A 12233-nucleotide genomic window follows, 5' to 3' on the forward strand; every position below is an offset into this window, starting at 1 on the left:
AGGAGAACATCATGTCACGTAAGAGGCCGCAACCGCCGGTCAAGCCGTTCAAGAAGAAGCCGAATCCGCTGAAGGCCGCCAAGGTCACCGAGATCGATTACAAGGACGTCGCGCTGCTGCGCAAGTTCATCTCCGATCGCGGCAAGATTCGTTCCCGCCGTATCACCGGCGTGACCGTGCAGGAACAGCGCGAGCTCTCCAAGGCGATCAAGAACGCCCGCGAGATGGCCCTGCTGCCGTACGCCACCACCGGTCGCTGAGTTAGGGAGGATAAGAAATGGCTGAATCCAAGGTTATTCTCACCCAGACCGTTGCCAACCTGGGCCACTCCGGCGATGTCGTCGCCGTCCGCTCCGGCTACGCCCGCAACTACCTGATCCCGCAGGGCCTCGCCTTCGCGTGGACCAAGGGCGCCGAAGCTCAGATCGTGCAGATGAAGCGCGCTCGCCTGGCCAAGGCCGTCGCCACCCGCGAGGATGCCGTCGCCGCCAAGGCCGCCATCGAGGGCACTACCGTCGAGATCGCTGCCAAGGTTTCCGAGTCCGGCAAGCTGTTCGGTAGCGTCACCGCCGAGCAGATCGCGCTGGCTCTCTCCGACAAGGCCGCGGTCAACCCGAAGGCCATCGAGGTCGAGCCGATCAAGACCACCGGCGACTTCCCGGCTAAGGCCGCCCTGCACCCGGAGATCACCGCCTCCTTCTTCGTGAAGGTCGTCGCCGAGTAACTCCGGCCCATCAGACAGATTATCGTCTGAGCTTAAGCATCAGCCCCTCCGCCGCTCCGCGCGGCGAGGGGCTTTTTGTATTGTTCCAAGTCGCAGCGAATGATTCTCAATAAGGAAGGTGCGAGGATTGCGAACATTTACGCACAAGTGAACAATATGAGAAAACGCTGTTTTCCAAGGATTTGCGGACATTGATGTTCATTTGGAGTTGCGGCGGGCTCGCACCTTTCTTAATGAGAATGATTTGCTGCGAGGATGGGCGTTCTCAAGACGCGGAAGCCAAGCCAGCCCCGTTCAACTCGTTGACAGCGGCGAACGGCATCACCCTCAAAGCCGGTGAGTCCCTGCTGCTCAAGGCCGGCACCACCTGCACCAGCGCGACCCAGACCATCGACGGCGCCTCGGTCAAGACCGGCCTGCGCGTCATCAACGCCAAAGGCACCAAGGACGCGCCCATCACCATCGGAGCGTACGGCGAAGGCGCCGCGCCCATCATCGCCGGTGCGGGCGTCAGCGAGACCATCCTGCTGAAGAACTCCGAATACATCACAGTGCAGGGCTTCGAAGTCACCAACACTGATGCGAACGCGGCCGATTACGAGAAATACATGCGCCGCGGCATCGCTGTGGACGCTCGGCAACGCCGACAACACGAAGAACAACGACACCGGCGGTGCCACTCGGCGCCCGAAGTCCGAACTAAACCAGACCGACGCCGTAGTCTCCGGCGAAACTCGGCGAACAGCTCACCCCGTACAAGGGCGACACCATCAACCAGCACACGCTGTCTGAGACGCCGGGCAAGAGACGTACCGTCTCGGCCTGTGGGCGACGCTCGAAAGAGCAACGACGACACCCCGTCCACGCTCAAGGTGCAGGTCAAGTTCAACCTCGCGTCGCTTGGCGCCGTCAGCTCGTTCAGCCAGTACCGCAAGACCGTGCTGAGCGAGACCGTGGACGCCGAAAGCAAGGAAGGCGGCAAAATTCACTACAGCGGGTCGTTCATCGTGCCGCTCGACGTGGACCCGTATGCCGCGCTGTGGGTCGCCATCTCACAGACCGATCTGGCCTCCGGCTCGTTCGCGTACATCGACAACGTCACGCTCGTCGAGGACTCCGCGGCCGTGTCCGACGTTGCGTCGATCGCCGTGACCACTCAGCCGACCAAGACCGAATACGCCATCGGCGACGCGCTCGACCTGAGCGGCATGGTCGTCACCGCCACGATGTCTGACGGCACACCGCCGAGCTCGGCGAGGGCGAATACACGGTCTCCGAGTTCGACTCGTCGACCGCCGGCGAAAAGACCATCACGGTGACGTACGCCGCCGATACCTCGCTTACCGCCACGTTCAAGGGGACGGTGAAGGAGGCCGAGCCGGTCGACACCGTGCCGCCGGTGATTTCCGGTGCGGATGACGTGGCCGTGGAGTTCGGTGCGTCGTTTGATCCGATGGCGGGTGTGAAGGTGGTTGATGATGTGGACGGTGATGTGACCGGTGCCGTGAAGGTGTCCGGTGACACAGTGGACACGAGCAAGCCCGGCGCGTACACGTTGGTGTACACGGTGAGCGATGCGGCCGGTAACGAGGCGTCCGTGACCCGTGTGGCCACCGTCAAGGAGAAGTCCGGCGAGACGCCCATCGAGCCTGGCGACAAGGAGCCCGACAAGGAGCCGGGCAAGGATACCGACAAGGACGGTGATAAGGACGACCAAGGCAACAAGAAGCCGGGCCTGTCCGCGACTGGCGCCTCGGTGCCCGTCGTTGCCATCGCCGCAATCGGCCTGCTTGCGACGGGCGCCGTGTCTGTGGCGGTTCGCCGCCGTCGCGACATCTAAGGCGCGGATTTCCTGAGTCGCGTTGGCCCTGATCAGCTCAGGGCCAACGCATGGCATTGATGCCGGTCGAATGGCTGTCCCATTCGACCGGCATCTTCGTCTATTTTGGCCTTGCCCGGCGTGATTCCACGATGTATGTGCTGCTATCTTCGTTTCGAGGGGTTGATTCCACTGCCTGGGAACATCTATCTGCGTTTCAGGGGGTGGCCAAAACACTATGCACGGAGTATATAGGGCATTTGCTCATTGAAATCATGCGGTTTGCGTGATGTTTATACTTTGCTACCAACCCCCTGAAACGCAGATAGATGTTCGTCGCGGCCTGAATCAACCCCTTGAAACGCAGATAGGGGCAGATTGCGAGGATCACCCGGGCGGGGGCATGCTTCCAGTGGCGAATTAGGGGTGATTTGACTCGGGCGCACCCTCTCGACGAAAAAAAAGGCCAGAATCTTTCGATTCCGACCTTGCTTGTGCCCCCGCAGGGATTCGAACCCTGGACACGCTGATTAAGAGTCAGCTGCTCTAACCAACTGAGCTACAGGGGCGTTGGTCATTTCTTGAGCCGAGTGATAACTATACTCGGAACTCGCTGCGATGCAAATCGGCGTGTCGCGTACGGCGTGTCGCGAGTAATTCCAATGGGTTCCACATGACTGCACCCAAGTGTGCATGGCAGGGCAGGGTGTGAATCACCGGGGATTCTGCCGTCCAATCCGCCCGTATCGCCGTTCGTCAAGGGGTAAAGTGTACAATCACGTCGTTTGCTTTCGCACCCAGCGAAATTGAGTCGCCGGGAGTACGAGAGAAATCCAATCATCCAGAGACCGTGAGCAGTCAGCCATGTCTGCGATGCGGTGGAGAGAAAAGAAGAAGCCGTGGAATATTCCCTCTTTACCAAGCTGGCTGCCGAGTTCTTCGGCACCGCCATCCTGATGATCTTCGGCAATGGCTCGGTCGCCAACGTCGAACTCAAGAACACGAAGGGCCACCACGCCGGATGGCTGAACATCGCCATGGGCTACGGTTTCGGCGTCATGTTCCCGGTGCTCATGTTCGGCGGCGTGTCCGGCGCCCACATCAACCCGGCCATGACCCTCGCCCAGGCGATCAACGGGCTGTTCCCGTGGCGCGACGTGCTGCCGTACATCGTGGCGCAGCTGCTCGGCGCACTGCTGGGACAGTTCATCGTGTACCTGACGTATTACCCGCACTACAAGGAGACCGAGGACGCGGAAGCGATCCTCGGCACGTTCTGCACGACCGACGCCGACAACGACAAGATCAACTACTTCCTCAACGAGATGTTTGGCACGCTGGTGCTGGTGTTCGGTGCGCTGTGCTGCCTGATGCTGCCGTGGGGTTCGAAGGATTTGGCGGCCGCGTCGATCGTGGTTGGCTTCATCGTATGGGGCTTGGTGACCTCGATGGGTGGCCCGACCGGCCCCGGCCTGAATCCGGCCCGCGACCTGATGCCGCGTCTGCTGCACGCGATTCTGCCGATTCCGAACAAGGGCACCTCGCGTTGGGGAGAGGCGTGGATTCCGGTCGTCGCTCCGATTGTGGGCGCCATCGTCGGCGCGTGGCTGTACGTGTTCTTCTTCGCGTGATTTTTGCGCGAACCGCGTGAGCCGCGGCGGGCTCGCGTGACGCCACGCGTGTTGCGCGGCCCCACGGCTGACGGGATACAATGCAGGGAGAGACGCCTGCGAAAAACGTGCCCTTGTGCTCGCGCTTTCGCGGGGCGGCGCGGCTTGACCTATGACGTTGCTGGGAGTGATTGAAGTTGCAGCGGTTGCGTGGTGACGATATGCGTCGGGTGTTCCGCACCCGGCGCATTGCCGTATGTGCGGGGTTGATTTTGGCGCTCGTGTTGTTTGTTCTTGCGGTGCGGGCGAGCGTACTTCGCGTGCCGGGCATGGGCGGTGAGCGGTCGTCCATCGCGCAGCCAGGTGCAACAGCGCAGTCGCAGTCTGCGGGGGAGCAGAAGGGCGGCGATTCCGCGAAATCGTCGGCCACCGCGAAATCCACTAATTCCGAGGCACAGTCAAACGGGCATGACCCCTCGAAGCCGTTCTCGCAGGCGCAGCGGCGCGAGATTCTCGAGAAGGCGCAGCAGACCGCGGCGGCCAGCGGCAAACCCCGCCACGAATACCATTACTGCGTGTCCACCAAGGGGAGCGTCGGCGATACCGGCGAGTTCGGGCGCACGGTGTACGCGACGCTGAATGATTCGCGTGGGTGGCCCCGTGCCGGTCTCACGTTCGTGGAGAGCGGTTCCAGCAAGTGCGACATGACGTATATTCTGGCCGCGGCGGAGTATATGAAATCGTTTTCGTCGCTTTGCTCGTCGCAGTACAGCTGCCGCGTCGGCAATCAGGTGATCATCAATTATGACCGTTGGCGCGAGCCGACCGACAGCTGGCTGAAGGGCGGCGGCAATCTGGCGAATTATCGCACGATGGTCATCAACCATGAGACCGGTCACCGGCTCGACCATCGCGACAATGAGACCGTATGCCAGCAGGCAGGCAAGCCAGCGCCGCTGATGCAGCAGCAATCGATATCGTTGCGCGGCTGCACGATCAACGAATGGCCGCTCGACTCGGAGCTCTGGGCGCGGTGGTGATCGGACGATTCGCGCCGACGCCGTCCGGACGAATGCATATCGGTAACGTGTATGCGATGCTGGGTGCGTGGCTGTCGGCTCGTGCGGGTGGCCCAGAGCGTACAAGCCGGACGGGCGGTGGAGCGGGCGATGCGGATTGCCTGAATAACGTGAATCGCGTGGATGGCATGAGTGGCGCAGCCGATCCAGGCGATGCGGACGGCGGGCGAGGGCGCATGCTGCTGCGCATCGAGGACATCGACACCCCGCGCGTGCTGCCGGACGCGGACCGCTGGATCATGGACGATCTGGCATGGTTGGGACTGGACTGGGATGGAGAGCCGGTATACCAGTCGCGGCGGCTCGACATCTACGAGCAGGCGTTGCGCGCGCTTCAGGGCATTGACTTGCGAGACGCCGCCGCGTTCGGTGGCCGTGATGGCGTTGACGGCACCGAGACCACTGCGCTGATATACCCGTGTTTCTGTTCGCGCGCCGACATCCGTGCGGCCTCGGCGCCGCAGGAAGGCGACCGTTTCGTCATGTATCCCGGCACATGCCGGCGCGCGCTCGCCGAGCATCCGCGACAGGTCGAGCAACGCTTGGCGAATGGTGATCGGCATTCGCTGCGCATCGCCATGCCTGTCGCCGGCGACGCGCGTGCCGTGGTCACCGTGCATGATCGCGTGTTCGGGAACTGCCGATTCGATTTGCCGCGCGATTTGGGCGATACGGTGGTGCGACGGGCGGATGGTCTGTTCGCCTATCAGCTGGTTGTCACGGTTGACGACTTGCTGATGGGTGTGGATGACATCGTTCGCGGGCGTGACCTGTTGCGATCCGCCGCGCTGCAGCTGTACATCCGTGAGCGGCTGCTCGACGCCGGCTTCGGGGATAGCTCGGATGGCGGCGTTGCCGCGGCTCATCGCGATATCCGTTTCGCACATCTTCCGCTGATCGACAATGCGGCCGGGCGGCGGCTCGCCAAGCGTGAACGGTCGCTGGATATGGGAACGTTACGCAAACATGGCGTCACGGCGCATCAGGTGATCGGCTATTGCGCGTGGCTGCTCGGATTGCAGCAAGAGCCCGAGCCGTGCGCTGCTGCCGACCTGTTGCATGGATTTTCGTGGGATGCGCTCGCCGCAGATTCGCAGGATCGTTCCATCCCCGACGACCCGTTCAGCATCGGATTGTGAGATTCCTCCTCTATATGCTGCATGCGGAGCCGTTTCGCGCTTCGCCCCCCCCGTCTCGCATCGCTCGACACCCCGCCAGCGGGGGCCACACCGGAAGTTCCCGGTTTCTCTAGCCGATTCGCCCTCATCCGTGGGCATACTAATATATGGTGCAGCAGGACGGATAGGGAGCATATGATGACCGCTTACATGGATCACAAGGATCTGACCAATGAAAGCATCGACGAGACGCGGGCGACGCAGATTCGCGATGGCGTGTATCGCGTGCTTGACGTCATCGCCGAAGCCGAGTCGGCGGCCGGTCGCGCTCCCGGTTCGGTGAAGCTGCTGGCGGCGACGAAGACCCGTGACGTCGGCGAGATTATGGCGGCGATCGATGCGGGCATCCGCCTGATCGGCGAGAACCGCCCGCAGGAGGTCATGGCCAAGGCCGATGGACTGCGTCGCCTGTGCGCGGACCGGGGATTTGCGCTCGGCACAGGCGACGGCGACACCACTCGACCGTCTGACGCCGAACACATCCCGTTCCATCTCATCGGCCAGCTGCAGGCCAACAAGATCGGTAAAATCCTCCCCGACGTCAACACCATCGAATCGGTGGACGGCGTCGAACTGGCGCAGCGCATCGCCCGCCGTGCCGTCGCCCGTGGAATCACGGTCGGCGTGCTTCTGGAAGTCAACGAGTCCGGGGAGGCATCGAAATCGGGTTGCGACCCGCAGGCGGCCGTCGACATCGCCGCACAGATCGCGCAGCTGGACGGCATCCGGCTCGAAGGCCTGATGACCATCGGCGCGCACGTCGATGACGAGGCCACGATTCGCGCCTGCTTTGCGCATCTGCGCGGCACGCGCGACACGATTCTCGCCTCTCGCGCGCCCGGCACCGAGCACTGCACGGAACTGTCGATGGGCATGACGCACGACATGGCGCTCGCCATCGCGGAGGGTGCGACGATTGTGCGCGTCGGAACGGCGATTTTCGGCGAACGCGCGTTCATCTGACGGATTGCGGCAGGCCTCGGCGGAAAGGGGCCGGGCTGTCGCGCCCGCGCTGCGCTGCCGGCTTCTCGACTGCCGTTTGATGGTGGGCATACGATGGGGGTATTGGTGTCGGCTGACGGCAACGTGAGGTGAGTGCGGTCATGAAACGTGATGATATGCGGGCGATCCGCGGTGCGCGGCCTGACGAGAGTGCAGAGGGTGCCGTGCCGGTGTCATCGAGTGATGATATTCGCGTCCATGCCGTGGTGGCGGGTCTGGTGCAGGGCGTCGGATTCCGGTATTTCACGGTGATGACCGCCGGCAAGCTCGGCCTGGGTGGTTGGGTGCGCAACTGCTACGACGGCTCGGTGGAGGTCGAGGCGCAGGGGGAACGCGGCAAGGTCGCCCGTCTGATTTCGGCATTGAAGCAGGGGCCGCGCTATGCCGATGTCGAACGAGTGGACGTCACCGAGATCCCGCTGCAGGAGCTGAAGCCGGCCCGTCATGGGTTTCCCTCGTTCGGCGTGTTCTACGAGCGATAGTTTCGGGTCTATTGAGACGGAACTGTTCTATCGGCAGATGATGGTAGATGACGTTAGCCGATGGTTCAGCCCACTGTCAGAAGCAATATATAACTCTGCCCCCGCTGGCTGGCTCTTGCGAAGCGGGCAGGAGCGGTTTGCGTTCCTAAGTGCGCGCTGAAACGTTCAGCCTGCGAACATAAGAACGCAAATCGCACGTTTTGCGTTCTTATGTTCGCGTACTCGTCGATACGGCGCGCACTTAGGAACGCAAAAGAGTCCGCGTAATCTCACGACGAGAGCCTCCCTCAGTCTTGTTGTGCTTTGGCGGGAGCAGACACTTCGCTGATACAGCGGTATACCGTTATGTAAGAGGCCTCAGGCCTTGATCTAAGCCGCATCTCGGTATATTTCCCAAGAATTTTCCCCGTAGGGAAGGGGGTATGGCCTGATTCCCGAGGACCTTATGCCGCAAGGGCTGTGAAAGCGGTTTTTCTGCGGGGGGGGGGGCATGTATTCGGCGTTATTTCAATGTTTCGGGGGATTGCGTCGATTTTTGGGTGCGGATACGGTCAGGAGTTAACAGGCCGATGGAAGTCGATGATTTGCGCGTGCTGCGACGGTGAGAGTCGCAATCGTGAGTCTTTGTCGAACTGCTGAACGCCGGATGAAGAGTTTTGGAAATGATGGAAGGGATGCTTATCGTGACTAAGCAGGATCGGAAACCATCGCATACGAGGGCGATGCGCTCTCGCCTGATCGCGGCCGCCGTATCCGTCGCGACCGTTCTTGGACTTGCCGTCACCGGCACTGCGATTGCGGACAATGTGGGGACAGCCGTACCCGAAGCCGCGCAGTCGGCCACGACGCAGGCATCACAGGCCGGCACCGGCCCGATCAGCGGCATCGCACAGGGCGACAGCGCTCAGCAGGAGGCGTCATCTGCCCTGACCGATCGCGCCGGGACTGGTGCTTCGGGGCAGACCGCCACGGTCAAAGCGTCGGCTGCGCCTCGCGCCACGGCGAACGACGGCAAAGTGAAGATTAACCTATTCGATTATTGGGACAACCGTGATCCGAAGGGCCCGGCAAAGGCCGCTGGCAAAGAGAACGTGAACTATGCCACGGGCGGTACCAGCAGAAATGAGGCGGCTGCAGCATTCTACTTCAACTACTTCAACGGAAAAGGTAAGGATTGGAACGGCTGGACTGGCAGTGCAGAAACCTCTCCGGGCATCGTCAAGACGAACCTCACCAAGACCGGCGCTGATGCAGTTCCGCAGTTCTCTACGATGGTGACCAATAAAAATAATGCACAGACCGACATGACGTATTTGTTCACAGAAAGCGAGTGGGCCAAGGCATATACCAATGGCGGCAATGGGCTGACGGGGCTGTTCGATCCGACGGAAGAGGCCAAGGGCCACTATGTGTACGACTCCAATACGACGTACGCCGCGCTGAACAGTGCCGGTACCGGATTTGACCGGTCAGCAACATGGACCGAGAGAACTGACGCGTGGATTCCGAAATTCCTGCCGTTCAATGCGGATAAAAGTCAGCTGCGGATCGGCTTTCATTCAGTGCGCGGCGCCCGGTACGCCTTCGGTATGACCGCATACGCGAAGTTCATGCAACCGAAAGAAGGCAAACTCGTTGATGGTTCCCCGATGACGTTCAACTTCACGGGTGACGATGATCTGTGGCTGTTCGTCGACGGCATGCTTGTGTTGGATATCGGTGGCATCCATGATGCCGCCAGCGGCTCCATTGATTTCGCGACCGGTGTGGTGACGATTGTCAGCAATAAAACCACTACGACCACGTTGCAGGCGTTGTTTACTCAGGCGCTCAGGGACCAAGGCAAGTCGGATGCCGAGATCACCGCTTGGATGGAATCCAATATGGTCAAAGCCTCCAATGGCTCCTACACCACGTTCAAGAACTACACCAGTCACGAGATGAACATGTACTACTTCGAGCGTGGCCATAGTGGTTCCAACTGCAAGCTTGACTTCAATTTGGTGACTCTTGACTCCAGCCATATTCAAATCGGCAAGGAGACGGAGAACGTTCCTGAAGCTGACAAGGACAAGAACTATACGTTCAACGCTTATGTCAACTATGAGGGAACCGACAGTGACAAGGATTACACGTTGTACACGGGTAAATACGACGTGTACAACACCGCCACCGGCACCAAGGATGGTGAAACCCGGACCACGGCTCCCAATGGCGTGATAACGCTCAAGGCGGGCCAGTATGCCGTGCTTTTGGGCAGCGACACCAAGAGGATCACCGAGTCCTCGAAGTACAAGGTGACGGAAATCAACGTTGACCAGGACACGTATGCGGTGAGCGCCAATGGCGGTCAGGTCAAGGTGACGCAGGAGAAGGATTCTGCGACCACGGAGCCGGTGTCGGTCGGTGAGGTGCCACGTACCACGGTGACGAACACGGTCGTCACGGCGCCCCGGTACCGCAAGTACATCAAGGCGAACAATGATGGCACCTATGACCTGTCCCTGAACGTGACCGGCACGCAGTCCGGCTCGTCGCAGACGACCGTGTCCCCGGCCGACATCGTCGTGGTGTTCGACACCTCCGGTTCCATGAGTAACCCGATGGGAGACAACTCTCGTCTTGAGGTTGCGAAGACTGCCGTCAACAGCATGGCGCAGCATCTGCTGACGTCTGAGAACCAGGGCAAGGATAGCAACATCCGGATGGCGCTGGTCCCCTTCTCGACGACGGCGGGCAATGTGTTGAACTTCACCGACAACGCAATGGACATAGTCAGTGCCGTTAATGGTCTGGGCGCCGATGGTGGCACGAATTGGGAGGCCGCGCTTAAAGCCGCCAATGCCAAGCTGACTTCCGGTCGTAAGGGCGTGAAGAAGTACATCGTGTTCATGTCAGACGGCGACCCGACGTACCGCACGAGTTCCGTGCGGACCGGCACTGATTGGTTGGGTCGTCCGACCTATGATGACGATGATCGCAGGGGTCTTCCTGCCGGGGTTCATGGTTCTGGCAGCAGTGATCGATATGGGGCGAATCTCAGCTCCGCTGTTGCCGAGGCTAACAGGCGTGGCGATGCGACGTTGTTCTCGGTTGGCGTGTCCTCCGATCCGACCAAGATGCGTGGCTTCGCCGATCAGACGAAGGGCTCGTATTACAGCGCCACCAGCACGGATGAGCTGAACAAGGCATTTGCCGATATCATCGGTCAGATCAACAGGAAGTCTTCGTACAAGAACGTGTCCATCACCGATACGCTGTCAGACTACGCGGAGTTCGTTAATGCTGACTTCGGCTCGAATGATGTGACGGTGACGGCATCTAAAGACGGTAATAGTGTCGATCTCAACGAGAGCGATTACACGGTTACCGTTTCGGGCAAGACGGTGAAGGTCACGTTCGCGGACGGCTATGAGCTTCAGGATGGCGTGACATATACGGTCACGTTCAAGGTCAAGCCGACGCAGAAGGCCTACAACGAGTACGCCGCCAACAAGCAGAATGACGACAAGACCGGATATAAGGATGTTCTTGGTGCCGACAACACTGATGCGGATGGTCACCATACTTCGTCCAATTTGCCCGGCTTCCATTCGAATGCGGATCACGGCGCGAAGCTGGAGTACACCGTCGTCAACACGGTCGGCGACCAGACCACCGAGACCCCGGGTTCCGTGGAGTACCCCCACCCCGTCCTGCAGGTAAAGACCGGCAAGATCCAGGTGACCAAGAACTGGTCCGATGGAGCGGAGAAGCATGGGAATGGCTCGGTGACCGTCACGTTGAAGCAGTGCAATGCGCAAGGTGAGGATTGCAAGGACATCAACCGGACCGTGACCCTCAACAACCAGGGTCAGTGGGCTGGTGCGTTCGAGAACCTCGCCCCTGGCACCTACCGCGTGGAGGAGTCCAGCGTGGACGGCTACACGGCGTCCTACAACCCCGAGAACCAGTTGGTAACCGTCACTGCCGACGACCTGTGGGCGGCTCCGGATAACAACAACATGACGACCTTCGACAACGTCAAGACGTACCCGGTCACGATCACCAACACCTTCGTTGCCGTGTCCGCTCTGCCGATGACCGGCGGCGCCACGACTCGTGACTGGCTTGTGTATGGGGGCGGCTTCGGCCTGCTCGCGGCACTGGTCAGAATCGGATACTTCATCTGGCGCAAGCGTCGGCTCGTCTGACCTGCGGCGGATGCTCCGCCCTCCTCCCTCGTCGGGGAGGGCACACGGGGGCGGCGACCAGTCGCCCCCGACAACTCAAGATTTGCGGACTGCGGAAGCCTCAACGACTGCCGCTTCCGCAGTTGCAATAAACAAGACAACGAAAG

9 protein-coding genes, 1 tRNA gene and 1 pseudogene are annotated in these 12233 nt (G+C 60.7%); 10 read left to right on the plus strand and 1 reads right to left on the minus strand.

Annotation, left to right across the window (positions count from 1 at the left end; translation table 11 throughout):
* Positions 1–11: 11 nt before the first annotated feature.
* From rpsR to MMB49_RS01585, 4 genes and pseudogenes are all read left to right on the plus strand, one after another.
* Positions 12–260 (plus strand): 30S ribosomal protein S18, encoded by a 249-nt coding sequence (gene rpsR, locus MMB49_RS01570; RefSeq protein WP_003811758.1) that lies wholly within the window; start codon positions 12–14, stop codon positions 258–260.
* 17 nt (positions 261–277) lie between these two features.
* A complete protein-coding gene (rplI, locus tag MMB49_RS01575) occupies positions 278–724 on the plus strand; it encodes a 50S ribosomal protein L9 (protein WP_003820137.1) in 447 nt (148 codons plus the stop codon).
* A 608-nt stretch (positions 725–1332) separates the two neighbouring features.
* Positions 1333–1926, plus strand: a pseudogene (locus tag MMB49_RS09600) (hypothetical protein); the annotation flags it as partial.
* Between the two features lie 113 nt (positions 1927–2039).
* The gene (locus MMB49_RS01585; protein ID WP_047271485.1) at positions 2040–2564 is read left to right on the plus strand and encodes an immunoglobulin-like domain-containing protein; all 525 of its coding nucleotides are present in this window, start codon (positions 2040–2042) and stop codon (positions 2562–2564) included.
* 474 nt (positions 2565–3038) lie between these two features.
* Here MMB49_RS01585 and MMB49_RS01590 read toward each other — a convergent pair.
* Positions 3039–3112, minus strand: a tRNA-Lys gene (locus MMB49_RS01590).
* A 330-nt stretch (positions 3113–3442) separates the two neighbouring features.
* Here MMB49_RS01590 and MMB49_RS01595 point away from each other — a divergent pair.
* The 6 genes from MMB49_RS01595 to MMB49_RS01620 all read left to right on the plus strand — a co-directional run bounded on the left by MMB49_RS01595 (position 3443) and on the right by MMB49_RS01620 (position 12087).
* A complete protein-coding gene (locus tag MMB49_RS01595) occupies positions 3443–4174 on the plus strand; it encodes an MIP/aquaporin family protein (protein WP_047271487.1) in 732 nt (243 codons plus the stop codon).
* Positions 4175–4374: 200 nt separating this feature from the next.
* Positions 4375–5193, plus strand: coding sequence for a DUF3152 domain-containing protein (locus tag MMB49_RS01600; RefSeq protein WP_047271489.1), 819 nt, complete (start codon positions 4375–4377; stop codon positions 5191–5193).
* The gene (locus MMB49_RS01605) at positions 5190–6371 is read left to right on the plus strand and encodes a glutamate--tRNA ligase family protein (RefSeq protein WP_042996175.1); all 1182 of its coding nucleotides are present in this window, start codon (positions 5190–5192) and stop codon (positions 6369–6371) included. Before MMB49_RS01600 ends, MMB49_RS01605 begins: the two co-directional genes overlap by 4 nt.
* 177 nt (positions 6372–6548) lie before the next feature.
* Positions 6549–7373 (plus strand): YggS family pyridoxal phosphate-dependent enzyme, encoded by an 825-nt coding sequence (locus MMB49_RS01610; protein WP_047271998.1) that lies wholly within the window; start codon positions 6549–6551, stop codon positions 7371–7373.
* 140 nt (positions 7374–7513) lie between these two features.
* Positions 7514–7894: an acylphosphatase gene (locus tag MMB49_RS01615; protein WP_047271491.1), complete on the plus strand. Its 381-nt coding sequence runs from the start codon at positions 7514–7516 to the stop codon at positions 7892–7894.
* A gap of 722 nt (positions 7895–8616) precedes the next feature.
* Positions 8617–12087 (plus strand): VWA domain-containing protein, encoded by a 3471-nt coding sequence (locus MMB49_RS01620; protein ID WP_047271492.1) that lies wholly within the window; start codon positions 8617–8619, stop codon positions 12085–12087.
* Positions 12088–12233: the final 146 nt, after the last annotated feature.

The sequence above is a fragment of the Bifidobacterium sp. SKU genome, from assembly GCF_026016405.1.
GTDB classification, from domain to species: Bacteria; Actinomycetota; Actinomycetes; order Actinomycetales; family Bifidobacteriaceae; genus Bifidobacterium; species Bifidobacterium bifidum.